The sequence below is a fragment of the Pseudomonas sp. S2_H01 genome (assembly GCF_054668305.1).
On sequence record NZ_CP162756.1, the window covers coordinates 2,638,877 to 2,664,337 of the forward strand.

Sequence of the window (25,461 nt, forward strand, 5' to 3'; positions counted from 1 at the left end):
CGAGATGCCTTCCCACGACGAACCCTTCAACCCTCCGTTGCCGGCGAGCGATCGCACCCAGTTTATGCCGCGACCGGGTGGACGCGCTCCGCAGTCTGCCGGTCGCGCTGATTCCTCACCGCCGCCACCACCGTTGTCGATGCCTGCTGCGCCTTTACCCACCGGGCAGGGGAAAGGTTTGAATCCACTGGAAGCCGCTGCGGCTCCATTGCTCGCATTGCTCACCCGACTGCGGAGCACCATCGCGCACCCGGCCCCCGCCAGCTTGCGCGCCCAGTTGCTCGCGTATCTGCGCCAGTTTGAAGAACGCGCCGAAGCGACGGGCGTGGTGCGCAATGAAGTGATGCTCGCGCGTTATGCCTTGTGTGCAGCTCTCGATGAGGCCGTACTCAGCACGCCATGGGGCAGCAGCAGTGAGTGGGGCAAGCAGAGCCTGTTGATTACCGTCCACAACGAAGCATGGGGCGGCGAGAAGGTGTTTAAGCTGTTGGAGCATTGCTTGCAAAGCCCACGTGAACGCCTGTATCTGCTTGAGCTGTTGTACTTGTGCATGTGCCTGGGTTTCGAAGGCCGCTATCGCGTCATGAACGATGGCCGCAGCCAGCTGGAAGCCCTGCGTGAGCGCACCAGCGCAGCGATTCGCAGGGCTCGCGGCGAGTTCGAACGTGAACTGTCGCCGCATTGGCGCGGGTTGGCAGTGGTACGAGATCGCTTGTCGCAGTTCATGCCGCCCTGGGTCGGCGTGGCAATCGGGTTGGCGCTGCTGTTACTGCTGTTGTTTGGGTTACGTCTCAAGCTGGCTGCCGATGCGGAGCCGGTGTTCAAACGCATTCATGCGCTGGGCGAGATTCCCGTGCAAGCCATCACGCCTGCAGTGGTGCAGCCCAGGGTCGTCGAGCGGCCTCGTTTGGCAGGGTTTCTGGTCGAAGACATCAAGGCTAACCGCGTGGTGGTTGAAGACGCCGTCGACCGATCGGTGGTGACTATTCGAGGCGATGAGATTTTCTCGTCCGGCAGCGCGACCATCGTCGACGACTTTCAACCGCTGATGCTGCGCATCGCCGACGCGATCCGCAAAGTCAAAGGTCAGGTACGGATCACCGGCCACAGTGACAACCGTCCCATCGCCACCCTTCGATTTCCCTCCAACTGGGCGCTTTCCCAGGCGCGGGCCGAGCAGGTTCTACAGATGCTCTCCGCCAAGACGGGCCAGCCGGAGCGTTTCTCCGCCGAGGGGCGCAGCGATACCGAACCGCTCGCGCCTAACACCACAGCCGAAGGGCGCGCAAAGAATCGCCGGGTTGAAATCACTGTAATGGCGGAGGGCGTCGAGTGAAGGCGTTTTTTGGTTTTTTCCTTCGCTGGGTCGTGCCGGTTCTCGGCCTGATCGCGCTGAGTCTGATCATCTGGTTCGTCGGTCCGCTGCTTGACGTGCTGGTGCCAGAAGGCCGGCGTTGGGCGTTGATCGTTGTGCTGTTCGTAGCATGGATCGTCTGGCGAGTCTTTCGCATTGTTCAGGCCCGACTTCATGCGGCAAAAGTGCTGGAAAGTCTGGCCGCAGAAGCAGCACCCGACCCTGCCAGTATCGCCACTGCTGAAGAGCTTGCGACCTTGCGCCAGCGAATGGACGACGCGCTCAAATTGTTGAAAAAAGCCCAACTGGGCGGTGACGAACGACGCAATCTCTATGAGTTGCCGTGGTACGTGATCATCGGCCCGCCGGGTTCGGGTAAAACCACCGCGTTGATCAATTCCGGCCTGCACTTTCCGCTGGCGGCGCAGATGGGTGCGGGCGCTATTCGCGGGGTCGGTGGTACGCGTAATTGTGACTGGTGGTTCACCGATCAAGCCGTGCTGCTCGACACCGCCGGGCGTTACACCACACAGGACAGCCATGCCCCGGTCGACAAAGCGGCCTGGCTAGGGTTTCTCGACTTATTGAAAACCCAACGCTCGCGGCGACCTGTCGATGGGGCCTTCATTGCCATCAGCCTGTCCGACCTTTTGCTGGGCAGTGAGGCTGAGCGCACCACACACGCCGTGGCTATTCGGGCGCGGATACAAGAGCTGTACAGCCAGCTTGGCGTGCGTTTCCCGATCTACGTGATGCTCACCAAGCTCGATCTGGTGCCTGGCTTCATGGAATTCTTCGACGCCCTGAGCAAGGAGGAACGTAAGCAGGTCTGGGGCATGACGTTCGCCCTTGATGACGGCAAGCATGCCGATGGCCCGCTTGCGGACTTTCTCAGCGAGTTTGCGATGCTAGAACAGCGGCTGAGTGCGCGTCTGGTGGAGCGCTTGCAGCAAGAGCGCGATCCGGCTCGGCGGGATCTGATCTATGGGTTCCTGCAGCAATTCGGTGCACTCAAAGAGACCCTGAAGACCTTCCTCGACGGTGTGTTCCAGCCCAATGCGTTTGAAGACCGCGCGTTGCTGCGAGGCGTTTACTTCACCAGCGGCACTCAGGAAGGCAGCCCGATTGACCGTTTGATCGGTGCGATGGCGCAGAGCATGAATCTGGACCGCCAGCATTTGGCGCGGCAGACCGGAACCGGACGCAGCTACTTCATTGAAAAACTGTTTACTGCGGTGGCGTTCGCAGAGCGTGGGCTGGTAGGCGTGAATCCGAAAGTCGAGCGCCGACGCAAATGGCTCGCCCGCTCCGCATTGGCGATGACCGTCGCGGCGGTACTGCTGGTCGGCACGCTCTGGGTGATCAGCTATCGCGCCAACCAGGCTTACATCACTCAGGTCAATGAGAAAGTCGCGCCGCTGGGGCTGAGCGTGGAGAGCCTGAGTCCGGCTCAGCGTGACGTTCTGGCCGTACTGCCTTTGCTGAACGCCGTGCGCAGTCTGGCAGGCGACCCGCCGGGAATGTCGCGGGGCCTGGGGCTGTATCAGGGCGCCATGCTGGAGGCCGAATCCGGCAGCGTGTATCGAAAGCTGCTGATCGCCGTGTTCGCCCCGCGTCTGGTTACACGCGTGGAAGAGCAACTGCGCAGCGGTGGCAGTTCGGATTTCCTTTATGAAGGGCTGAAGGCCTACCTGATGCTTGCTGACCGCGATCACTACGACGCCGATTTCATCAAGGCCTGGGTCGCGCTGGACTGGGATCAGAGTCTGCCCCGTGATCTGCCGCCTGATCAGCGTCAGCCATTGGGCGAGCATTTGCAGGCGCTTTTCGAGCGCCACCCGCCGACTGCGCGTCTGGATCAGCGGCTGATCGATGACTTGCGTCGGCAGTTGCAACAATTGCCGGTTGCGCAGCGGGTGTATGACCGGGTGAAGCGGCAGAAACTGCCGGAGAGTGTCCCGGCTTTCCGAATGACCGACGCCGGCGGGCGTGACGCCGCGCTGGTGTTCGCACGCAAGAGCGGCAAGCCCTTGGGTGACCCGTTAAGTGGTTTCTTCACGGCCAAGGGTTATCGCGAAGTGTTTCTGGCGGCGAGCCTGAGTCAGGCCGGAACATTGGCGGAAGAGCAATGGGTGTTAGGACTGGATCGTGCGGATCAACAGAATGCCGTAAGCCTCGCAGGCGATGTACGTCGCTTGTACTTCCAGGATTACCAGCGTCACTGGGATGCGTTATTGGCTGACGTCGATTTCGTGCCGATCACCAGCGTGGCGCAGGCTGCCGACGTGCTACGGGTGATCTCAGGCCCCGCGTCTCCGCTGAAAAAACTGTTGGTGGCGGTCGCCAAAGAAACCAACCTGCAGCAGGAAGACAAGCTGCTGGCCGAGCAAGGCAAAAAGGTTGAGGGCGGAGTCGATCAGCTCAAGCAACGACTGGGTTCGATACTGGGACAGGAGCACGCGAGCGCTTTCGCAACGCCTGCCAGTGTCGATGACCCTTTCTCCTCACACTTTGCCGAGCTCAACGCTTTTGTCAGCCAAGGCGAGGGTGAGCCCGCTGCTATTGATGGTTTGCTGGCTGACATGAACGCCTTGTACGTGCAGGTCAGTGCGATGGTCGGTGCCAGCGGCGAGGCGTTGCTGGGCGAGGCAAAGAACTCGGCGAGCGCAGCGGCCACTCGGGTAAACCTGAATGCCGACCGACAACCGCCTGCGGTGCGAGGGTTGATCAAATCGGTTGTCAGCTCGACGACCAATACCATGATGGGCGGGGTTCGCAATCAGCTGAACGCAGCATGGGTCAGCGATGTGGTGAGCGTTTATCGCCAATCGCTGAGTGGCCGGTACCCCCTGGCGCCGGATAGCGCACGTGATGCCACACTCGACGACTTCGGCCAGTTTTTCGGCGTCGGCGGTGTGATGGACAATTACTTCCGCAAGTACCTGCAAAGCTACGTCGATACGTCTGCCTCAGCCTGGCGATGGCAGCCGGGTGCCGCACAAAAGCTGGGGATCAATGCTTCGGTGCTGCAGACGTTCCAGCGCGCGGCCGCTATCCGCGATGCGTTCTTCCGCTCTGGCGGGGTACAGCCGACCGTACGATTCGAGCTCAAGCCGGTGGCGATGGACGCTTCGATCACGCAATTTCTGCTCGATCTTGACGGCCAGCAGATCAGCTACGACCACGGGCCAAGTCGTCCGGTCGCGATGCAGTGGCCTAACCCTGACAGTATCGGCGTCGTACGCCTGTCGATTTCACCACCTGCCGCCAGCGGTCGTTCGGGTATCACCCTGGATGGCCCATGGGCCTGGTTCCGTTTGCTGGAGCGATCAGATCTGGTCAGCGGCGGGTCGCCTGATCGCTTCAACCTGCGGCTGCGCGTCGACAACGCCAGTATTTCCTACGAGCTACGTGCCAACAGCGCTTTCAATCCGTTCAAAAGCCGTGTGTTGAGCGGCTTCAGTCTGCCGGAGCGGTTATGACGACGCTTGGTTTTTACGGCAAGTTGGCCAGTCGCGGCGACTTTGTCAGTCGCGGCTTGCCGCAGAGTTTTGTTGAACCTTGGGACGCGTGGCTTGCGGCCGGATTGCATGTCAGCCAACAACAGCTCGGCGCGGACTGGCTCGACGCTTATCTGGTGAGCCCTCTGTGGCGTTTTGTGTTGGCGCCCGATGTGTGCGGCCCGCAAGCCGTAGTGGGTGTGTTGATGCCAAGCATCGACCGGGTCGGGCGTTATTTTCCGCTGACCATCGCGCAGACCATTGAGCCTGACCAGTCCCTCGCGGCGTTGGTCAGTGCGCCTGAATGCTGGTTCGAGCAGGTCGAAGCCCTGATGCTGGCGACGCTGGAAGAGGACACCGATTTTTCAGCCTTCGACGACAGTGTTTCCGTGCTCGGTTTTCTGCCGACGACTGCCTGTGAGCCCATCCATCTTTTCGCGGGGCTGCAGCGCACTGGCGCGAGTGACCCACAAGCACGTCACCGGGCGCTTGCCGAAACCGCATGCGTGGGGGCCAGCCTTTGGTGGGGCAGGGGCTGCGAACGTATTGCTCCCGGACTTATGCGCTGCCCGGGGCTGCCTGATGCCGCCGAGTTCGGCAGTTATTTGCTGGGACAAGGAGCATCAATCTAGATGTCCGCACTGCCTGAAAGTATCCGTTACCGCTCTGCCAGCTATAGCCATGTCGGCCTGGTGCGCCAGATCAATGAAGACGCGTTTCTGGAATTACCTGAAAACGGCGTGTGGGCCATCGCCGACGGCATGGGCGGGCATGCAGCGGGGGATTATGTCGCGAGTCTGATCGTCGACAGCCTGCGTCACGTTTCGCCATCGGAATCGTTGGCGATTTACACCTGTGCACTGCGTACCGCACTGATCCAAGTGAACGCGGCGGTGCGAGAAGAAACCCTGAGGCGCGAAGTCACCCTGATGGGCAGCACCGTGGTGGTGCTGGCGGCCCAGTCTAATCAGGGTGTTTGCCTATGGGCGGGTGACAGCCGCCTGTATCGGCTGCGCGATGGCAAATTGCAGGGCATTTCCCGGGATCACAGCTATGTGCAGGAGCTGCAGGACAGCGGTCTGCTCAGCGAAGCCGAAGCCCGCGTGCATCCGCGCGCGAACATCGTCACCCGTGCCATCGGCGTCGAAGACACGCTGGACCTGGCGATGGTCAATCTCGACGTTCAGCCTGGCGACACCTATCTGCTGTGCAGCGATGGCCTCAACAAGACCGCAGAAGATCGCGAAATTTGCGATGTGTTGGGACATGCCGACCCCTATCAAGTGGTCCGCAGCCTTGTGCATCTGGGACTGACTCGGGGTGCCCCCGACAACATCACGGCCATCGTCGTGAAAGCTTCTTGAAGACCCACGCTATGGACATATTGATCCCTGGATTCGACATAGACGGCGAGGTTGGCGAAGGCGCCATGGCCACCGTTTATCTCGCCACGCAGCGCTCGCTTGAGCGCAAGGTCGCGCTGAAAATCATGGCTGCGACGCTGGCTGCCGACCCTACGTTCTGCGAGCGCTTTCTGCGTGAGGGCAAGATGCTGGCAAGGCTGTCGCACCCGCATACCGTGACCATTCATGACATCGGCAATGTTGGCGATCTCTATTACATGGCCATGGAGTACCTGCCCAACGGCACGCTGAAAGAGCGAATCGCTGCGGGCATGAGTACCGACCAGAGCCTGACCTACGTGCGCCAGATCGCCTCGGCACTGGGTTATGCCCATGCGCAAGGGTTGGTCCACCGAGATGTGAAACCGGCCAACATTCTGTTTCGCGCCAACGGTTCGGCCGTGCTGTCGGACTTCGGTATCGCCAAATCGCTGGATGATCGAACGCAGTTCACGCAGGCCGGTTTTGCCGTGGGTACGCCGAGCTACATGAGCCCGGAACAGGCACGTGGCCTTGAGATAGATGGACGCGCAGATTTGTATGCGCTGGGTGTCGTGCTCTACGAAATGCTGGTCGGCAAACTGCCTTACAACGGCACCGACGCTCTTTCCACGGCGCTCGCACACTTGACCGAGCCGCTGCCCGAGCTGCCGATTCACCATGGACGCTACCAGCACATTCTCGCTCGACTCCTGGCCAAGGATCGTGAAGACCGGTTTGCCGATGCGGCCGGGCTGATTGCCGCGCTGGACCATCTGCCTCCGGAAAACCCGGACGCGACCATGGTGCGCTCGCTGCCGTCGCCGTCGACCGACATGCCTGGTCGGCCGTCCACGGACGAGCTGGGTGGCTTGACGCCTGTGTCTATCGACATTCCGGCGACTTCCTCCGGGGCCCCGGATCCGTTGGTACACCCAGAGCCCGTGCGCGTATCTTCAAATACGTCCGAGCAGCGCAAGGGGCCGGTCATCGCACTGCTCGCTGTTGCCGTGGTCGCTGCATTGGGTTTGGGAGCGGGTGGTTACGGGTGGTTGAGTGCCGACAATCCGGCTGTGTTACCAACGGCTTCGGTCACGCCGAGCCAATCGGTTGTCGCTGACACGCCGGTCGCTCTGATCCCCGGCGTGGTGCCCCCATACAACACGTCGTCCGCTGGATCGCCCGCTACGGCTACTTATTCATCCGGTCCGGATGCCGATGGAGGCGATCGCCCGCTGCTGATGGCGAACAAGAAAACACTGTTTCAACGCGTCTTGAGCAAGCCTGACGCGCGTCTTTCTTCCGACGCAGGGGCCTTGGCGGGCGAGTCGTCGCTTCCGGCGTTCTCGGTGCTCTATGTCTACCAGCGCAAAAACGTCAACGGCGTTCCATGGCTGCGCGTCGGGGCCGCCAGCGACGGGCGTAGCGAGGGGTGGTTGCCAGCGGAGCAGGTCAGCGAGTGGAAGCAGAGTCTGGTGCTGACATTCAGCGAGCGATCGGGCCGCTCTCCAGCGATGTTTCTGCGTGAGCCCAGTCAGTTGGAGCGGCTGTTAACCGATCCTTCTGCTGCGAAAAAGCTGTTGCTCAATGCGCAAAAAAACGCAGACGACACGCATCAGGTCCTGGCCCTGGAGCCCGTAGCCAAGGCGGTTCCGCAACGTCAGTTTTACCTCTTGCCGATCTTCGACGCCAAAGAGACCTTTGACCAGAACGGACAGCCCGTTCAACTGCTGAACGTGGCCTCCATAGATCCAGGGACCGCCCCGCAAAGGAACGCGTCCGGCGAGCGTATCAAGGCGTCCGCAGGTAAGGACGTGTTCCGCACAGGCGTGGTGCTGGTCGTTGACACATCGGTCTCGATGCAGCCGTACATCGATCAGGTCCGAGACGTCATCGCCGAGCTGCAAAACCAGATCGCCAAGCGGGGCGAGCTGGACAACGTCAGCTTCGGTCTCGTGGGCTTTCGCAATAACGTCAGCCAGACGCCGGGTCTGGAGTACATCAGCAAAACGCTCATTACGCTGGACCAAGGCCGTGATCCCAAGCGCTTTCTTGAGCTGGCTAGCAAGGTCAAGGCCACCCGTGTCTCCAGCCATTCGTTTAACGAAGACGCTTTTGCGGGCGTGATGCAGGCCGTGAACGGCATGGACTGGTCTGGCTATGGCGGTCGTTTGATCCTGCTGGTGAGCGATGCGGGGTCGTTGCGCAAGAACGACCCTCACAGCAGCACTCAGATGAATGAGGCCGAGGTGCGTCAAGCCGCGCTGGGCAAGCAGATCAAGATTTATGCGCTGCATCTGAAAACCGACGCCGGCATCAGGAACCACGCATTCGCCGAGCAGCAGTACCGCACGTTGACCGCGGACGCGAACCCACAGATTGGCGATCTCTACGTGCCGGTGCCGGGTGGCGATGTGCAGAAGTTCGGTGAGCGCGTGTCCGAGATCGGCTCGGTGTTCGCCGATCTGGTTCAACAGGTGCGCAGCAATCAACCGCAAGCTACTCCGTCATTACCCGCCGCGCCGTCGGTGGCCGATAAATCAGCCGCGATTGGTTACGCCATGCGCATGGATTTCCTCGGTCAGCAGTCCGGCGTACGAGCGCCGCAGCTGGTCAGTGCCTGGACCGCCGACCGCGACCTCACAAATCCCGCGCTTCCTGCGTTTCAGGTGTGCGTAATGCTGAGCAAATTGCAGCTCAACGACTTGCAGCAATCGCTGAAGCTGATCGTTGACGCTGCGCGCAAGACACAAAGTTCGCCCAAGGATTTCTTCCAGGAAGTCGCCAGCGCCAGCGCCTACATGAGCCGCGATCCGTCGGGGTTGCGCAAAGGCGGCAACCTTGCACAAAGCGGTGTGCTGGGCGAATACCTGGAAGGGCTGCCGTATCGCAGCAAATCGCTGAGCATGACGCAGGATCTGTGGTTGTCGTTGAGCGTGGCCGAACAGGAAGACTTCATCGACGAGCTGGATTCGAAGATTCGTCTCTATGAGACCTTTCACAACGACCTCGCTAACTGGGTCCGTTTCGGCGATGCCGAGCCGGGTGATGCGCTGTATCGCGTGCCGCTGTCGACGCTGCCGTGATGTTGAGCCTGCGAGGAGTGCGCAAAACGCGAGGCGAGGGCAGCCAGCGTTACAGTCTGGTAATTCCGCGACTGGAGCTGGCTGCGGGTCGGCAACTGGCGTTGGTGGGCCCGAGCGGTTGCGGCAAAAGTACGCTGCTGGATTTGTTGGCGCTGGTGCTTTCACCGGATCACTCAGAACGCTTCGACTTTTTTGGCGAAGAGCACCCGGTCGATATCGCCGCTCTTTGGCGCAAGGCGAAACAAAATCGTCTCGCCGAATTGCGCAGTCGGCGGATCGGCTATGTGCTGCAAACCGGCGGTCTGCTGGGCTATCTGGACGTTCGCGCCAACATCGACCTGTCCCGCAAGTTGTTAGGGATGAAGGATGACGGCAGCGTCGAGCGGCTGGCGACACAGCTGGAAGTCAGTGAGCAACTCGACAAAAAGCCTCAGGCGCTGTCGGTGGGGCAGCGTCAACGCGTGAGCTGTGCGCGAGCTTTGGCACATAAGCCTCGATTGTTGCTGGCAGACGAACCCACCGCTGCCCTCGACCCATTGAACGCGTCACGTGTCATGCGCTTGTTGTTAAATCAGGCTCGTGCCCAAAACGCCTGCTGCGTGATCGCGACTCACGATGAGCATCTGGCTCAGCAAGCCGATTTGCACAGGCTGCAGATCACCTGCGTTCGCGACGATGACGGCGGCATTACCGCCACGCTGGAAGGTGATCTCTGATGCGAATCGCATTGGTGGCTTCTCTCGCCTGGCAGGATTACGTCGCCGATGCCCGGTTGTCGGCGTGCACGGTCTTGGCACTGGTGGCGGTGATTGCGCCGCTGCTGGTGTTGTTCGGGTTGAAATCCGGATTGGTGGGCAGCCTGACGGAGCGCCTTGAGCGTGACCCGCAGGTGCGTGAAGTGATTCCCATGGGCGGCGGGCGTTTCAATGCCGCTTTTGTTGAGGCGCTGGCACGCAGACCAGACGTGGCGTTTGCCATCCCTCGTACCCGCCAGATTGCCGCCACGGCCGACCTGTCGATGCCGACACAGGCTCAAGTGGTAGGCGTCGAGATGATTCCCACAGCGATAGGTGATCCGTTACTCGGTCAGGTGGCGGCGCCGGCGGGACTGGATCGGGTGGCGCTCAGCCAGACCGCTGCCGAGAAACTGCGGGCCAAGCCTGGCGACGTGGTCGAAGCGACGTTTAGCCGTCAGCTTTCAGGCCAGCGCCAAGCGCAACGGACTCGGCTGTACATCACTTCGGTGCTGCCGCTGGAGGCATTCGCGCGCGACGCAATCTTCGCCCCGATGGCGCTGCTGGAGGCCGTGGAAGATTACCGCGACGGGCGCGCGGTGGAGGCCTTTGGTTGGTCGGGCAATGCCCCTGCCGTCGATGGACAACGCATCTTTCCCGCATTTCGTCTCTACGCCCGCAGCCTTGATGACGTCGAACCGCTGCGGGTTTATTTCGCCGAAAACCACCTGCTCGTGTCGACTCAAGCGTCCCCCATCGCTCAGGTGAAGTCCTTGAGTCGCAACTTGTCCATCGTCTTCTGGATCATCGCCGCGCTGGCGATGGCGGGGGCCGTGGCGGCTGTGTTCGCGGGGGCTTTGGCGGCGGTGGAGCGCAAACGGCGTGAGCTGTCGGTGTTGCGGCTGCTGGGCTTCAGCACCGGATCATTGCTGCTGTTCGTGGTCCTGCAAGCGTTCTACAGCGGGGGGTTGGCAACGGTGGTCAGCATGGGGCTTTACGGTCTTGCCGAGCAGGGCATCAACACACTGTTCGTGCAGATACCGGGTGAATACGCCAGCCATTTGCAGGCACGTCATTACTGCGTGACTGCATTCGCCGTGCTCAGTGCCAGCGCGCTGGCGGCGGCACTGGGTGGCTGGCAGGTGGCGCGTATCGAAGCGTCGGAAGGAATCAGAGATGTTTGAGTTACGACGGACGTTCATTGTACTGGCGTGCGGTGCCGCCCTGGGCTTGTCATCCCTGACGATGGCGGCTGACGGCGACACGCTGGATAACCCGAAACCGCTGGCAGATGACGTCGTTCTGCCGCTGCCGTGCGACGGTGAGATGGTCTTTCGCTACGTCTATGTCCTGGCCCAAGGCACGCTGGATGACCGTGAGATCAGCCTGGGTTACCCGTTCAGCGAAGGCGAAGCGGGCTATAAACAGTCGTTCATTGCCGGCTATCGTCGGGACTTCATCAACGGCCAGTTCACGCTCAACGATCTGTCTGCCGACTGGCGCAAAACCATCCGTCCTCAGTTACCCAAAACCGACGCGGCGACACCGCTCAAACCAATGCTGTATTTCATCGGCAAGTATGAGGTCACGGCACGCCAATATGCACAGGTCATGTCTCAGGCCCAATCGCTCGCCAGTGGCGAGCCAGCTTCCACCTGCGAAGCGCCCGAGGGCATGGTCGGACGCTTGCCCAAGGTCAGGCTGTCGCGCTTCGAGGCCGAGCGTTTTTCGGCGGTGTACAGCGCCTGGTTGATGAAACACCGCCGCGAGCTATTGCCCGTGAGCGGGCGCGCAAAAAACGATGACGATGGCGGCGTCGCCTTTGTGCGGCTGCCGACCGAAGTCGAATGGGAGTACGCAGCGCGTGGCGGCCAGGCCGTCAGTCGCCAGGAGCTGGAAGGGCGTTTGTTCCCGCGTCGGGTCGAAGGCAGCGAAGAGGACGGGCCGCTGGGCGACTGGGCGGTGTTCAATCAGGTCGCGGGCGGTACGGGACAGGCGGCCCGGTTGATGCCCGTGGGTACGAAACGGCCCAACCCGATCGGCCTGTTCGACGTCATTGGCAACGCCGCCGAAATGGTCCAGGAGTCTTTTCAGCTGGTGCATGCGGGGCGGCGGCAGGGGGCGTATGGGGGCTTTGTCGCCAAGGGCGGCAATTACCTGGAAGGCGAGGGCACGCTGTTCACTGGCATGCGGCGCGAGTACCCGCTGTTCGCGGCCGATGGTACGGAGCAGCGCAACGCAACGACGGGGTTTCGAGTCGCCCTTGGCGCACTTTCCGCACCTCGCTCACGCTACAAGGAGCTTTTCGAGCAATGGCAGAAAGAGGGGCGTCTGGCCTCGTTGACCGATGCCATCGACGATGCTCAAGACCCGACCCAACGTCTGGACAGCATTATTTCCAAGAGTACTGATGCCCGGCTGCAAGCCGAGCTGGGTCTGGTCAACGAAGAGCTCAAGCGCAATGTGTCGCTGATCGCTCAGCAGCGTGAAGAGGCGGCGGGCAACCTGATTCAGTCGTCGGCGTTGGTGGCTGAAACCATCAACAACTACAACATCCGCCTGACCAACCTCAGAAACAGCCGGAAGCAGGCCGTCGACGCCAAGGACGAAGCCAGCGCCAGGCTTTTTGCCGTGGCCCTCGAAAACGGCAGCAGCGCGCTCGATGGCGCCGTGGCCATCTACATCGACAACCTTGCCACCGGAACCCGCTACACCGACGCGGTGATCCAGGCGCAGTTCCAGCGCGTGAAAGAAGAGCTCAATCGCAAGCCCGTACTGGGGAAGAGCCTGGTGGCCCGCGCCACATTATTCGTTCGTCACGTGGGGCGTCACCGCCAGCAGAGGCGCGCGGACCCACAGACGATTTTGAAGGAGTTGCTCGCGTCGGCCGCTCAGCCATGACGGCCGCCGTTCAGCGAGCGTAAAGGGAGTCCGGACGGTCTTTGCCGCGCCGGCGTTGTAAAACTAAAAAAGAGAGCATCACCATGCAGTTATCCCGTAAACCCGTTATTTCGACCCCCAAGTGCCGTGGGCTGTTGTTGGTGGCCGCTGGATTTGGCTTCGTACTGATGACGGGATGTGCCAGTTCGCCCGTCTCCAAGGTCGGCGCCAGCACCAAAGTCGCTTATTACCCAAGCTGCTACGAGCCGGTGCAACACTTGCGCGACACTGATTCGGACACGACCAAGTCGGTCTTCGGTGGCGCGGCGGTCGGCGCTTTGGGCGGTGCGTTGGCCGGTGCGCTGGTGGGCAGTTCCGAGGATCGCGCACGCAATGCCGCCATTGGCGCGGCAGGCGGCGCCCTGGTCGGTGGTGCCGCCGGCTACTACACCGAAAAGCAGAAGCAGATTGCCGACGACAACCAGCGTATTGGCTCCTACGCGACCGATATCAACAAGAGCGCTGCCGACATCGACCGCAGCACGGCGTACGCCAAGGCATCGCAGTCGTGCTATCAGAACGAATTCACCCAGCTGCTCTCGGCGCGCAAGGCCAAGACCATGGACGACACCGAAGGCCGCAAGCGTCTGGCTGAAATCGTCGCCGGTCTGAAAGAGTCCAACGACCTCATCACGGCGGTAAACGGCCGCGCGGGTGAAGACCTCAGCAACTACACCCAAGCCTATGAAAAAGACCTGCAGAACGTCGGCGTTCAGCGTACTGACGTCGCCACCGTCGCGGCTGCGGATACAACGTCTGTGACCACCAAGAGCAGCAAGAAGAAGGCCCCCGTGAAGAAGAAACTGCCGAAGGTGCCTCAGGAGGCGGTCAGCACCGAGAAGACGTTGCAAGACGCCAAAACCAAGCAGGCTGTCAGCCAGCAGGTTGCAGCGACCGGTCAGTCGCAAGTCAACGCCATGTGCAAGAACCCGGACCTCGGCGACTGGGCCCCAGTGCCTTGCCCGAACGTTTGATATAGCGAGTCAGTGCTTCACTACAGGCCCCGCTTGGTGAGCAGGGCCTGTTTGACAGGGCGTGTGAAGGCCGGGCCCAGCAATTACCGCAAGGAATTGACCCAAACGGGGTGGGCGTCTGTGCCTGTCCTGTAATCTTGCTCGGGAAAGCTGGCGAGTGTCGGAGAGTTCTCTAACCTACGAGCATGAATCTTCGCGTATTGCCGGACGCTGCCTCTATGACTGTCACCCCATGTCTTCGTGCTCTGCCGTTCCTTGTCGTTTGCCTGTCGCCTTTTTCCGTGGCCCAGGCCGCCACCTGCAATCAATACGAACCCGCCGATGCAACCCTAAGCGGCACCCTGACCCGTCAGGTGTTTCCCGGCCCTCCGGGATTTGAAGACGTGGTGACCGGTGATGAGCCGCAAGTGGGTTTCTATCTGTCGCTGGCCGAGCCGCTGTGCATGAAAGGCAACGAAAACGAGGCCGACATCGACGTCGAAGACAACGAGACGCTGGTGCAACTGGTCCTCCAACCCACCGATTACGACAACCTGCGTCCGTACCTCGACCAGCCCGTCGTACTCAAAGGCACACTGTTCGGCGCCGTCACGGGCTTTCACCACACGCAGGTCTTGATGCAGCAAGTGCAACTCATGAGCGGCATGGCCGGCGCGCCGGTCGACTGCGAGCTGCTCAACCAGAAAGTCGGCATGCACGAAGAAACCTACAGCCCCTCGCTGCAGGGCAAGATCATCGGCGGCAAGGCCTGGATCTATCAGGCACCCAACCCGACGTGCACGAGCAAACGGGAATTTCTCGCCCAAGGCACGCCGGTCAGCGTGACCGTGATCGCCAACGGCGGCTGGGTGCTTGCTCAATACACGGCCGAGGGAGGAAAGCCCCAGTCGGTGTGGCTGGATCAGGCGCAGGTGGTGTTGGGGTTGGGTGATGCGGAGGAATAGTGTTTTCAGCGCACGCCGCACCGCCGCACCGCAGAAACAAAAAAGCCCGCACATCGGCGGGCTTCTTTATATCGGGCAGATTCTCAGAACGTCTCTGACGACCTGAAATCAAAAATGGCGCACCTGGCGGGATTCGAACCCACGACCCCTGCCTTCGGAGGGCAGTACTCTATCCAGCTGAGCTACAGGTGCAACGCGGGCGCCATGATACTCATCTGGCCTGCGTGCGTCCATGCTGGCGAGTCACTGTTGTCGATTTCACACGTTTCTGGATGTTGGAGGGGGCGTTGATCCGAATTTTTCGCCGATGCGACGGTTTGCGTTCTTTTTTTCGAACGGACTATTGTCCTTTACCCCTGTAGTCCCTAGGATTCGTTTGAGATTTCAAACGCTCCCGTTCGATCACCCGCGCTTTTCGCGATCCGTGCGTGCGGGGCCCGGCGAATGTTTTCCTGACGGCAGCCTCGGCTGAGGCGCCTTTGAATAATCAATAATTCGCTCCGCCTTGCGCGGTGCTGTTTAGGAGGCCGACATGCAGCTCAAAGATTCGAAGTTGTTCCGCCAGCAGGCGTACATCAATGGCGCCTGGGCCGATGCCGACAGCGGCCAGACCATCAAGGTCAACAACCCGTCGAACAACGAGATTCTGGGCACCGTCCCCAAGATGGGCGCAGCCGAAACCCGCCGTGCCATCGAAGCCGCTGATAAAGCCTTGCCCGCCTGGCGTGCGCTGACCGCCAAAGAGCGCGGCAGCAAGCTGCGTCGCTGGTTCGAGCTGATGATTGAAAACCAGGATGACCTCGGTCAACTGATGACCCTGGAGCAGGGCAAGCCGCTGGCCGAAGCCAAAGGCGAGATCGCTTACGCCGCTTCCTTTATTGAGTGGTTCTCTGAAGAAGCCAAGCGCGTCTATGGCGACGTGATTCCTGGTCATCAGCCGGACAAGCGCCTGATCGTCCTGAAGCAACCCATCGGCGTGACCGCCGCGATCACCCCGTGGAACTTCCCGGCTGCGATGATCACCCGTAAAGCCGGTCCTGCGCTGGCTGCCGGTTGCACCATGGTCCTCAAACCCGCGTCGCAAACCCCTTACTCTGCACTCGCGCTGGCTGAACTGGCCGAGCGCGCGGGCATCCCGGCAGGCGTGTTCAGCGTGGTGACTGGCAGCGCGGGCGACATCGGCTCCGAGCTCACCAGCAACCCGATCGTGCGCAAATTGTCGTTCACTGGCTCGACCGAGATCGGCCGTCAGCTGATGGCTGAATGTGCTCACGACATCAAGAAAGTGTCGCTGGAGCTGGGCGGCAACGCGCCGTTCATCGTGTTCGACGATGCGGACCTGGATAAGGCCGTTGAAGGGGCGATCATCTCCAAGTACCGCAACAACGGTCAGACCTGCGTTTGCGCCAACCGCATCTATGTGCAGGATTCGGTCTACGACGCATTCGCCGAAAAATTGCAGGCCGCTGTGGCCAAGCTGAAAGTCGGCGACGGCATGACCGAAGGCACCACCACAGGCCCGCTGATCGACGAAAAAGCGGTCGCCAAGGTCAAGGAACACATTGCTGATGCGCTGAGCAAAGGCGCGAAAGTGCTGAGCGGTGGCAACAGCATGGAAGGTAACTTCTTCGAACCGACTATTCTGGTTAACGTGCCCAAAGACGCAGCCGTTGCCAAGGAAGAGACGTTCGGTCCGTTGGCGCCTCTGTTCCGCTTCAAAGATGAAGCTGAAGTGATCGCGATGGCCAACGACACCGAGTTCGGTCTGGCGTCGTATTTCTACGCGCAGAACATGAGCCGTGTATTCCGTGTGGCCGAAGCGCTGGAGTACGGCATGGTGGGTATCAACACCGGCCTGATCTCCAACGAAGTCGCGCCGTTTGGCGGTGTCAAGGCGTCGGGCCTGGGCCGTGAAGGCTCCAAATACGGCATCGAAGACTACCTGGAAATCAAATACCTCTGCCTCTCTGTTTGAAGCTACTGCGCTCGGTGAGGCTGTGTTGGCAAGGTTCGAAAAAATACTCATTGGCTGGAGCCAACTCCGTCTTTTTCGAACCTTGCCGCCTTGCCTGACCGTCGCTCGCTACGCTTCAAAGTGACGGAAGATATTCAACCTGCGGGGCGCGAGAGCGACGTCCCGCAGGTGTTTGTAGCACCAAAACCCATTTGGTGGCCGGGAGGCCGCGACAGTCGATCATCGTATGCTGCCGCTGTTGACCCCCGCTGCTTGATCCTTGAACCACGCCGCCCGATGAGCGGTGAATGAGGAAACCATGAGCAAAACAAACGCATCCTTGATGAAACGCCGTGAAGCCGCTGTTCCGCGTGGCGTTGGTCAGATTCACCCGATCTTCGCCGATCACGCGAAGAACGCTACCGTTACCGACGTTGAAGGCCGTGAGTTCATCGACTTCGCCGGTGGTATCGCGGTACTGAACACCGGTCACCTGCACCCGAAAATCGTCGCTGCCGTGCAAGAGCAACTGACCAAGCTGACCCACACGTGCTTCCAGGTGCTGGCTTACGAGCCGTACGTTGAGCTGTGCGAAAAGGTTAACGCCAAGGTCCCGGGCAATTTCGACAAGAAAACCCTGCTGGTCACCACCGGTTCCGAAGCGGTCGAGAACGCCGTCAAGATCGCTCGCGCAGCCACTGGCCGTGCTGGTGTGATTGCTTTCACCGGCGCTTACCACGGTCGCACCATGATGACCCTGGGCCTGACCGGTAAAGTCGTGCCTTACTCCGCAGGCATGGGCCTGATGCCAGGCGGCATCTTCCGCGCGCTGTACCCGAACGAGCTGCACGGTGTGAGCGTTGACGACTCCATCGCCAGCATCGAACGCATCTTCAAGAACGACGCCGAGCCGAAAGACATCGCGGCCATCATCATCGAGCCTGTTCAGGGCGAAGGTGGTTTCTACGTGGCGCCGAAAGCATTCATGGCTCGCCTGCGCGAACTGTGTGACAAGCACGGCATCCTGCTGATCGCTGACGAAGTGCAGACCGGCGCTGGCCGTACCGGCACCTTCTTCGCGATGGAGCAGATGGGCGTTGCTGCCGACCTGACCACGTTCGCCAAATCCATCGCTGGCGGCTTCCCGCTGGCCGGTGTGTGTGGCAAGGCCGAGTACATGGACGCCATTGCTCCGGGCGGTCTGGGCGGCACCTACGCGGGTAGCCCGATTGCGTGCGCCGCTGCGTTGGCGGTCATGGAAGTGTTCGAAGAAGAGCACCTGCTGGACCGTTGCAAGGCTGTCGGCGAGCGTCTGGTCACCGGTCTGCGCGCCATTCAGGCGAAATACCCTGTCATCGGCGAAGTGCGTGCATTGGGCGCCATGATCGCGCTCGAGTGCTTCGAAAACGGCGACACCCACAAGCCAAACGCTGCGGCAGTGGCTCAAGTGGTTGCCAAGGCGCGTGACAAGGGTCTGATCCTGCTGTCCTGCGGCACCTACGGCAACGTTCTGCGCGTGCTGGTTCCACTGACCTCGCCAGACGAGCAGTTGGACAAAGGCCTGAAGATCATCGAAGAATGCTTCGCTGAAATCGCCTAAATCGCTGGGGTCACGATTGATCAAAATGTGACCAATCGTTAGAAAAAACCTGCTTCGGCAGGTTTTTTCGTTTATTGACGTCAGAAAATTCGCTTTTCGTCTGTCTCAGGCGCCGGTCTTTGACTAATGTACGGAGACCGATGCTGGAGAGTCATGATGACCGTCGTAGAGGCACCTGCTGTACCTCGCGTGTTAATTGCCGAAGCGGACCCATGGACTCGCGAGATGCTTAGCGAGTTGGTGCTGGATGTGCGTTGCGATGCACAACTGGATGTGTGCCTGGAAGGTAAGCAGGCGGTCGAGCTCATGCGCGGTTTCATTCCCGATCTGGTGATCGCCTCTCGCGAACTGCCAGGCGTCGATGGCCTGACCCTGCTGCGTGGCGTGCGAATGCTCAAACGTCAGCCTCCCGTGCGTTTCATTCTGTTGAGCAGTCGCAACGACAGCGCCAGTGTGCGCGAAGCCGTGCAACTGGCGCCCACCGCCTATTTGACCAAACCGCTGAACATGGACAGCCTGCGCCAGCGCCTGACGGTCCTGCTCTCGCCCGACGGCGCGCACGTCGCCTGCGCGGTGCCCGCACTGGCGCCGGGCATGGGTCTGGATGCGTTTCTGGACAAGCGCCGTGAGCTGGCCGACGGCGGCCCGTTGTACGTCGATGTGCGCGACGTCATTGCACGCAGCCGCACATCGGCAGGCGTCGACCTCAAAAAGCTGGAGCTGGAGCTGATCAATGACCCGCACGTAACGGCTGTTTTGATCGCGGCCGCTAACAGCGCTTCGCAGCATCAGGGCAAACCGCAGCAGACATTGGCACAAGCGTTGGCGACGTTAGGGGCAACGCAAAGCGCGAACCTGGTTCAAGGGCTGGCGCTCAAGCGCGGCGCGATATTGACCGACCCCGCGCTGATCCTTCAGGCGAGTCAGATCTGGGATGTCTCGCATCGAACGGCCGGTTACGCGCGGATACTGGCCCGCACCCTGGACCTGGACCACGAGCGCTGCTATTGCGCAGGGCTGCTGAGAGGGCTGGGGGATCTGTCCGTGATCCGCTGTCTGCAAGAGTGGGTTCATGCCGGCGGCACGCTGGATGATGCCACCATTGCGCATGCGCTGGAGCAGTACGCGGCGGCGTTCGGTTCGGCGCTGCGCACGCGATGGCGCCTGCCCTTGGAGCTACGCGAACTGATCGCAGCGGTCTATCAATACAACACCGGCGTCTATACCCGCGAAGTGTTGGCGATGAACCTGGCCGGGCAGATGGGGCGGTTGGGAGAAGAAGACCCGCTAGAAGCACTCGCCAAGAGCAAGTCTGCGCGGCTGCTGAAGATCAACGTGTCGGATCTTGAGAGGGTACGCAGTAAGCTGGTGGCTTGATGCGACGACAGATCGCTCATCCGTTTCGGCAGAAAACTCGTTCGCGAGCGTTTTGTGTGTGAAATTTCCATCTGCTGTCAGTTGGCACGTCTGACTTTTCTTTCGGAAATGCCTGACTTTTATCAGCTGATCTCCTCCCTATAGTTGCGTCGCTGCAACTATCTGATCAAGAACGAGGGGAGATCCACATGAAGAAAATATGGACGTTGGCGGCAGTCGCCACATTGATCGCGACCACCAGTGGCTGCGTGAGCTACAACGTAAGCCAGCCCGCAGCGCCGCTTTCGGGCGAAGTCAAAACCGACCTTAAAGCCGACGTGAAAGTGGGCGAAGCCATCAGCGGCGAATCGTCCACCAACATTCTGTTTGGCTGGCTGGCGTTGGGCGGCGATAACCAGTTCGCAGACGGCGTGACCTATGGTGCAGCCGGCGGCTCCGCCATGGGCCTGCCACTGCCTGATCCGGTGTCGAACGCCAAGGCCGCTGCGGCTTACAAGGCTGTGAAGTCTTCAGGTGCGGATCTGCTCGTCGCCCCTCGCTATGAAGTCACCGTCAACGACTACTTCATCTTCAAGCAGGTGAACGTCAAGGTCACCGGCAACAAAGGCAGCATCAAGAGCATTCGATAACGGCTGGACGGCAGGCGGTGGTGTGGACAGCAATCACCGCCCGCTTTACACCAATACGATCTGATTCTTGCCCTGACGCTTGGCCTGATACATCGCCGCATCCGCACGAGCGAAGAGGGCTTCCAGGCTCTGGTCCTGATTGCCCAGATTGGTCAGACCCTGGCTGGCCGTGATGCCGAAGCTTTTGTCGTCACGCTGGAATGACAGTCGCTGAATTTCCCGTTGCAGGCGCTCGGCAATCTGCTTGGCCATGTCCGGCGCGCAGCCCGGGAACACCGCCGCAAACTCCTCCCCGCCAATACGTCCGAACAGATCGCCACGGCGCAACGTCTTTCGTCCGCACTCTGCAATGCGCTGCAGCACGATGTCGCCTTCCTGGTGACCGTACGTGTCGTTGACGAGTTTGAAGTCATCCACATCCAGAAGAAGGAACGCCATTGGCGTGCCTTGCAGACGGGCCTGTTCGAATTCGCGCTGTGCGCACTCGAAGAAGTGTCGGCGGTTGCTGCTCTGGGTGAGCACGTCGGTGGTCGCCAGACGCTGGAGTTCGTCTTCGAGCTGCTTCTTTTCGGTGATGTCTTCGGCGATGCCGACCACGATCAGGCGCTGCCCGTGCTCGGCCTGATGACTGACAAAGCATTTATCGCTCAGCCAGCGCACCTGGCCGTCGGCCCGGATGATGCGGTACTCGCGGTCCTCGATGGAGCCCTTTTCCAGCACTTCACTGAGGCTGCGCTCCGCGTAATCAAGGTCGTCCGGATAGATGCTGTCGCGCCATTCGCCGAAATCGGCCAGCAGCAACCCGGCCGAACGGCCAAAGATACGCTCGTAGGCGGGGCTGACGTAGATCATGCGCTGGGTCTGCCAATCGAACGCCCACAGCACGGCGTTGACGCTGACCAGCAATGAACTGAAGAGCTGTTCGCGCTCGCTCAAGCGCGCCACTTCCGCCTGGGCGTGCATCAGCGCCAACAGGGTTTCTGCTGCTGCGGGGATGGCGTTAGGGGGTGTCTGATTGTCCATGAGCACTGCATCTCAAAATAAGGTGCGGCGCACAGCCACAACATCTCCACACAGCATAGTGCGAAGGTGCTAGTCAGATAGATTTAGTGGCATGAAGTTCCGACAGGCGCACATCCGGACGGATGTGCGCCGATCAACGGCATCAGGCGTGCTGAGGGCGCAAGGAGTAGGTTTTCAGCTGGTCGGCGAAGTCGCGCAGGGACTGAATACCGCTGGCTTCGGCTTCGTGGACCCATTCTTTGATGGCCGCGAGCATGTCGTGGCCATTACTGCTGGTGCGGGCCCAGATCTGCTGCAGCGCCAGACGCTTCTCGTAGATCACCTTCAGCGCCTGACTGTGCTCGAGCATGCTCTGGATACGCACTTGATGCTTGTCGTCCAACAGACTGGTTTCACGCGACAGCAGCCGTTTTGCACGGCGGAACTGATGGCGGACGGAGGCATCGGCCTTGGCCAGCTCTTGCGCCACCAACGGAGCGATCACCAGCTTTCGGTACTGCGCCATGATCTGGAAACGGTTGTTGAGGATCGCCATGGCCGTGTCCATGTCGACATGGCCCTTGCCTTCGACGCGATGCGCGATCGGTGCGACCCGCTGCACTTTGGCCAGTCGCAGCCAGCAGAACAGCTTGATCCACGCCCAGCCCATGTCGAACTCCCAGCGCTTGACCGACAGTTTGGCCGAGTTGGGGTAGGTGTGATGATTGTTGTGCAGCTCTTCGCCGCCGATCAGGATGCCCCACGGCACCAGATTGGTCGCCGCATCGCGGCACTCGAAGTTGCGATAGCCGACCGCATGGCCCAGACCGTTGACCACGCCAGCCGCCCAGACCGGAATCCACATCATCTGAATGGCCCAGACGGTGATGCCGATGACCCCGAACAGCGCCAGGTCGATCACGCCCATGATCATCACGCCCAGGCGCGGGTAGCGCGAGTACAGGTTGCGCTCGATCCAGTCTTCCGGGCAGTTTTTGCCGTAGATGCGCAGCGTCTCCGGGTTCTCCGCTTCGGCGCGATACAGCTCGGCGCCTTTGCGCAGCACGGTAGACAACCCTTTGACGACCGGGCTGTGCGGGTCATCGGCGGTTTCGCATTTGGCGTGATGCTTGCGGTGAATAGCGGTCCACTCGCGGGTGTTCTGCGCCGTGGTGAGCCACAGCCAGAAACGGAAAAAGTGCTTGAGCCCGGCGTTGAGTTCGAGCGAGCGGTGAGCTGAATAGCGATGGAGATAGACCGTGACGCTGACAATGGTGATATGTGTCATCGCCAGGGTGACTGCGACCAATTGCCAGACGGAAAGGTCGAGCAGACCGTTGTTCCACATAGGCTGAGTTGCCCTCGGTTGTAACGTGAACAGGTGAGGAGGTCGTTGTGTGTACAGACCCCTACAGCAGCGCGCATTATCACTTAGCCACCAGATAAAACCAGTCGCTGTTTTAGATAAGCGTCGCAGGATGTTTCTTACTCTATAATCCCGTACTTTCGTAAGGTTTTTGACTTTTCTATGTCATCTATCACCCGAGATGCGCTGAAAACCGCACTGATGTATGGGCTGCTGTCCATTTTCTGGCTAATGTTCAGCGACTACGTGCTGCCGTTCCTGATCGAAGATTCGATTCAGCTGGCGCGTGCCCAACTGATGAGCGGTTATGCCTGGCTGGCACTCAGCGCGGGCTCGATCTACCTTGCCCGTTCCCGATTGCTCCGCTTCATCGGCATCGACGCGCGGAAACAGCAGGATCGGGATCTGCAGCATCTGCGTCTGGCCGCGGCCGTGTTTGACAGCACGCTGGAAGGCGTACTGGTCACCGATTCGGGCGGCGTGATCGTGCACGTGAACCGGGCGTTCATGTCGATCACAGGTTACCAGCAGGACGAAGTGCTTGGCATGCGCCCGAGCAAATTCAAATCCGGGCGCCACGGCCCGGATTTCTACGAGCGCATGTACAAGACCATTCTCGCCGCCGGGCAGTGGAGCGGCGAGATCTGGAATCGACGCAAGAACGGCGAAATCTATCCGCAATGGCAGAGCATTCGCTCGATCAAAGATGACCGCGGCTCGATCACCCATTTTGTCGCCGTGTTCTCGGACATCACCAGTATCAAGCATTCCGAACGCGAACTGGCTCATCTGGCCCATTTCGACGCGCTGACCGGCTTGCCCAACCGGCTGCTGTTCACCGACCGTGCGGAGCAAGCGCAGACCCATGCCCGGCGCAACAAACAGAATCTGGCGCTGCTGCTGATCGACCTCGACCATTTCAAGCACATCAACGACAGCCTGGGTCACAACATCGGCGATGAGGTGTTGAAGGCCGTCAGCGAGCGACTCGCGCAATTGATGGAGAAGGGCGTGACGCTGGCTCGGCTCGGTGGCGACGAGTTCGCCGTGCTCCTCGAGAATCCTCAGCAGGCCGTGCAGGCTGCTGAGCTGGCGCAGGGCGTGTTGGACGGGTTGCGCGAACCGTTCCTGATCGACGCTCAAGCGCTGTTCCTCACGGCGAGCATCGGCATCAGCATTTTTCCCAACGATGCATTGAGTGCCGAACAGCTGTTGCGCAACGCCGACGCTGCGTTGTTTCAGGCCAAGAGTCAGGGCCGGGAAAGTTATGCGTTGTACACCGAAGAATTGACGGCCCATGCCCAGCGCCGCGTGGAGCTGACCGGCGAGTTGCGTCGCGCCATCGTGCAGAACGAATTGCGCGTGTTCTATCAGCCGATCCATAACCTGCAGACCCGCCGCATCGAAGGGGTCGAAGCGCTGGTGCGCTGGCAGCATCCTCAGCGCGGTATGGTCTCTCCGGGCGAATTCATTCCGATCGCCGAGCAAAGCGGCTTGATCGCCGACATTGATAACTGGGTGCTGACCGAGGCGTGTCGGCAGATGCGGCGATGGCTCGAAGACGGTATCGGGTTGTCGTTCGTGGCGGTCAACGTGTCGAGCCGGTTGTTTGGCCGGGGAGATCTGGATCGCCGCGTGGCGCAGGTGCTGAGTGAAACAGGGCTGGCGCCGCACTGCCTGGAGCTGGAAGTCACTGAAAGCGCGGTCATGGAGGATCCCGAGCAGGCCATCGAGCAGATGCACCGCCTGCGTGAGTTGGGCCTGAAACTGTCGATCGATGACTTCGGCACGGGGTATTCCTCGCTGCTGCGGCTCAAGCGCATGCCCGTGCAGACACTGAAGATCGATCAGGGGTTTGTGGCGGGCCTGCCGGACGATGAGGACGATATTGCTATCGTCCGCGCAATCATCGCGCTCGCTCAGGCGATGGGCATGCGGGTGCTGGCTGAAGGCATCGAGCAAGCCGAGCAGGCGCATTTTCTGCTGAATAACCAGTGCGAGCTGGGCCAGGGCTACTGGTTTGCCCGACCGATGCCTGCCGAGCAGATCGACTGGCAGCATGCGCCGGTGTTCTCGTTGGCCTGACCGTCTCGACTGTAGTAGCGCGCTTGCCCGCGATAAACGATAACGCGCAATGCTGATAGACCGCGACGCGTTCTTAGCGGGCAAGCGCGCGCCTGCAGCGATTTGTGGTGTGCTCATTGAGGGGCAACAGGCTCCAATGAGTCGAAAATCCATCAAATGCCTTTTGGTTATATCTGCATTCTTAAATAGTATTTTTAAGAATAACCCCGCCCTTCTACTATCGCTCCCACGCCACAAGCAGCCGCCTTCCCCACGCCGCTGCGGGCAACCCATCAAGGAGCACGATCATGAGCGCATCTCTACGTAGCGTTGACGGCCAGGACGAAGCAAGCATTCTGCGAGAAATTCAGAGCGCGCTACGTGACCTGCGTTTTGGCGCGGTTGAAATCACCGTGCACAACGCACAAGTGGTCCAGATCGAGCGCAAGGAAAAATTCCGTCTGCAGAACCCGGGTAACAAACCCAGCTGATGCACCTGCAAAACATGCGTATCGCCCGTTTCATGCGGCCCAGAGACAAGCCACGCTCCTACAA

General features: G+C 60.5%; 18 protein-coding genes and 1 tRNA gene. 16 read left to right on the forward strand and 3 right to left on the reverse strand.

Translation table 11 applies throughout. The features are described 5' to 3' along the window. Window positions 1–4 precede the first annotated feature (4 nt). The 10 genes from AB4N84_RS11710 (at window position 5) to AB4N84_RS11755 (ending at window position 14,914) form a co-directional block, all read left to right on the forward strand. Window positions 5–1,336, forward strand: a complete 1,332-nt coding sequence (locus AB4N84_RS11710; RefSeq protein WP_460046445.1) for a DotU family type VI secretion system protein — start codon at window positions 5–7, stop codon at window positions 1,334–1,336. After that, window positions 1,333–4,836 carry a type VI secretion system membrane subunit TssM gene (gene tssM, locus AB4N84_RS11715; protein ID WP_460046446.1) on the forward strand — a complete coding sequence of 1,168 codons (3,504 nt, stop codon included), beginning with the start codon at window positions 1,333–1,335 and terminating at the stop codon, window positions 4,834–4,836. Before AB4N84_RS11710 ends, tssM begins: the two co-directional genes overlap by 4 nt. Then, entirely contained in the window at window positions 4,833–5,486 is a 654-nt protein-coding gene (gene tagF, locus AB4N84_RS11720; RefSeq protein ID WP_074752476.1) for a type VI secretion system-associated protein TagF, read from the forward strand. The genes tssM and tagF overlap by 4 nt, the downstream gene beginning before the upstream one ends. After that, window positions 5,487–6,218 (forward strand): PP2C family protein-serine/threonine phosphatase, encoded by a 732-nt coding sequence (locus tag AB4N84_RS11725; protein ID WP_460046448.1) that lies wholly within the window; start codon window positions 5,487–5,489, stop codon window positions 6,216–6,218. A gap of 11 nt (window positions 6,219–6,229) precedes the next feature. Beyond that, window positions 6,230–9,322, forward strand: a complete 3,093-nt coding sequence (locus AB4N84_RS11730) for a protein kinase domain-containing protein (RefSeq protein WP_460046450.1) — start codon at window positions 6,230–6,232, stop codon at window positions 9,320–9,322. Continuing rightward, entirely contained in the window at window positions 9,322–10,038 is a 717-nt protein-coding gene (locus AB4N84_RS11735; RefSeq protein ID WP_460046451.1) for an ABC transporter ATP-binding protein, read from the forward strand. The genes AB4N84_RS11730 and AB4N84_RS11735 overlap by 1 nt, the downstream gene beginning before the upstream one ends. After that, window positions 10,038–11,240 (forward strand): ABC transporter permease family protein, encoded by a 1,203-nt coding sequence (locus tag AB4N84_RS11740; protein ID WP_460046452.1) that lies wholly within the window; start codon window positions 10,038–10,040, stop codon window positions 11,238–11,240. Before AB4N84_RS11735 ends, AB4N84_RS11740 begins: the two co-directional genes overlap by 1 nt. Then, on the forward strand, window positions 11,233–12,957 hold the full coding sequence (locus AB4N84_RS11745; protein ID WP_460046453.1) for a formylglycine-generating enzyme family protein: 1,725 nt from the start codon (window positions 11,233–11,235) through the stop codon (window positions 12,955–12,957). Before AB4N84_RS11740 ends, AB4N84_RS11745 begins: the two co-directional genes overlap by 8 nt. Before the next feature lie 83 nt (window positions 12,958–13,040). Beyond that, entirely contained in the window at window positions 13,041–13,970 is a 930-nt protein-coding gene (gene tagQ / locus AB4N84_RS11750; RefSeq protein WP_074752470.1) for a type VI secretion system-associated lipoprotein TagQ, read from the forward strand. 218 nt (window positions 13,971–14,188) lie between these two features. Then, on the forward strand, window positions 14,189–14,914 hold the full coding sequence (locus AB4N84_RS11755) for a DUF4431 domain-containing protein (protein WP_460046454.1): 726 nt from the start codon (window positions 14,189–14,191) through the stop codon (window positions 14,912–14,914). Window positions 14,915–15,029: 115 nt separating this feature from the next. Here the strand turns inward: AB4N84_RS11755 and AB4N84_RS11760 are convergent. After that, window positions 15,030–15,106: transfer RNA gene (locus tag AB4N84_RS11760), tRNA-Arg, on the reverse strand. Window positions 15,107–15,446: 340 nt separating this feature from the next. On the opposite strand from AB4N84_RS11760, the gene gabD reads away from it, so the two are divergent. From gabD to AB4N84_RS11780, 4 genes are all read left to right on the forward strand, one after another. Beyond that, window positions 15,447–16,889, forward strand: coding sequence for an NADP-dependent succinate-semialdehyde dehydrogenase (gene gabD / locus AB4N84_RS11765; RefSeq protein ID WP_460046455.1), 1,443 nt, complete (start codon window positions 15,447–15,449; stop codon window positions 16,887–16,889). A gap of 298 nt (window positions 16,890–17,187) precedes the next feature. Further along, window positions 17,188–18,468, forward strand: a complete 1,281-nt coding sequence (gene gabT / locus AB4N84_RS11770) for a 4-aminobutyrate--2-oxoglutarate transaminase (protein WP_074752467.1) — start codon at window positions 17,188–17,190, stop codon at window positions 18,466–18,468. A gap of 156 nt (window positions 18,469–18,624) precedes the next feature. Beyond that, window positions 18,625–19,845 (forward strand): HDOD domain-containing protein, encoded by a 1,221-nt coding sequence (locus AB4N84_RS11775; protein WP_460046997.1) that lies wholly within the window; start codon window positions 18,625–18,627, stop codon window positions 19,843–19,845. Between the two features lie 188 nt (window positions 19,846–20,033). Continuing rightward, a complete protein-coding gene (locus AB4N84_RS11780; protein ID WP_460046457.1) occupies window positions 20,034–20,474 on the forward strand; it encodes a hypothetical protein in 441 nt (146 codons plus the stop codon). Between the two features lie 45 nt (window positions 20,475–20,519). Here the strand turns inward: AB4N84_RS11780 and AB4N84_RS11785 are convergent, their stop codons facing one another. After that, window positions 20,520–21,497 (reverse strand): GGDEF domain-containing protein, encoded by a 978-nt coding sequence (locus AB4N84_RS11785; RefSeq protein ID WP_074752464.1) that lies wholly within the window; start codon window positions 21,495–21,497, stop codon window positions 20,520–20,522. A 142-nt stretch (window positions 21,498–21,639) separates the two neighbouring features. Beyond that, window positions 21,640–22,824, reverse strand: a complete 1,185-nt coding sequence (desA, locus tag AB4N84_RS11790; RefSeq protein ID WP_074752463.1) for a delta-9 fatty acid desaturase DesA — start codon at window positions 22,822–22,824, stop codon at window positions 21,640–21,642. 180 nt (window positions 22,825–23,004) lie between these two features. Between desA and dibA the strand changes: the two genes are divergently transcribed. Together dibA and oscA are read left to right on the forward strand one after the other, a co-directional pair. Beyond that, window positions 23,005–24,927, forward strand: a complete 1,923-nt coding sequence (gene dibA, locus AB4N84_RS11795; RefSeq protein WP_460046458.1) for a phosphodiesterase DibA — start codon at window positions 23,005–23,007, stop codon at window positions 24,925–24,927. Between the two features lie 287 nt (window positions 24,928–25,214). Then, window positions 25,215–25,397 (forward strand): sulfur starvation response protein OscA, encoded by a 183-nt coding sequence (gene oscA / locus AB4N84_RS11800; protein WP_074752461.1) that lies wholly within the window; start codon window positions 25,215–25,217, stop codon window positions 25,395–25,397. Window positions 25,398–25,461: the final 64 nt, after the last annotated feature.

Bases quoted from the DNA above. Each gene is read 5' to 3' on its own strand.
- oscA (WP_074752461.1), top strand. From the start codon at position 25,215: ATGAGCGCATCTCTACGTAGCGTTGACGGCCAGGACGAAGCAAGCATT.
- tagQ (WP_074752470.1), top strand. From the start codon at position 13,041: ATGCAGTTATCCCGTAAACCCGTTATTTCGACCCCCAAGTGCCGTGGG.
- AB4N84_RS11735 (WP_460046451.1), top strand. From the start codon at position 9,322: ATGTTGAGCCTGCGAGGAGTGCGCAAAACGCGAGGCGAGGGCAGCCAG.
- AB4N84_RS11725 (WP_460046448.1), top strand. From the start codon at position 5,487: ATGTCCGCACTGCCTGAAAGTATCCGTTACCGCTCTGCCAGCTATAGC.
- AB4N84_RS11745 (WP_460046453.1), top strand. From the start codon at position 11,233: ATGTTTGAGTTACGACGGACGTTCATTGTACTGGCGTGCGGTGCCGCC.
- AB4N84_RS11775 (WP_460046997.1), top strand. From the start codon at position 18,625: ATGACCGTCGTAGAGGCACCTGCTGTACCTCGCGTGTTAATTGCCGAA.
- desA (WP_074752463.1), bottom strand. From the start codon at position 22,824: ATGTGGAACAACGGTCTGCTCGACCTTTCCGTCTGGCAATTGGTCGCA.
- gabD (WP_460046455.1), top strand. From the start codon at position 15,447: ATGCAGCTCAAAGATTCGAAGTTGTTCCGCCAGCAGGCGTACATCAAT.
- AB4N84_RS11780 (WP_460046457.1), top strand. From the start codon at position 20,034: ATGAAGAAAATATGGACGTTGGCGGCAGTCGCCACATTGATCGCGACC.
- dibA (WP_460046458.1), top strand. From the start codon at position 23,005: ATGTCATCTATCACCCGAGATGCGCTGAAAACCGCACTGATGTATGGG.
- AB4N84_RS11740 (WP_460046452.1), top strand. From the start codon at position 10,038: ATGCGAATCGCATTGGTGGCTTCTCTCGCCTGGCAGGATTACGTCGCC.
- AB4N84_RS11755 (WP_460046454.1), top strand. From the start codon at position 14,189: ATGACTGTCACCCCATGTCTTCGTGCTCTGCCGTTCCTTGTCGTTTGC.
- AB4N84_RS11730 (WP_460046450.1), top strand. From the start codon at position 6,230: ATGGACATATTGATCCCTGGATTCGACATAGACGGCGAGGTTGGCGAA.
- tagF (WP_074752476.1), top strand. From the start codon at position 4,833: ATGACGACGCTTGGTTTTTACGGCAAGTTGGCCAGTCGCGGCGACTTT.
- AB4N84_RS11710 (WP_460046445.1), top strand. From the start codon at position 5: ATGCCTTCCCACGACGAACCCTTCAACCCTCCGTTGCCGGCGAGCGAT.
- AB4N84_RS11785 (WP_074752464.1), bottom strand. From the start codon at position 21,497: ATGGACAATCAGACACCCCCTAACGCCATCCCCGCAGCAGCAGAAACC.
- gabT (WP_074752467.1), top strand. From the start codon at position 17,188: ATGAGCAAAACAAACGCATCCTTGATGAAACGCCGTGAAGCCGCTGTT.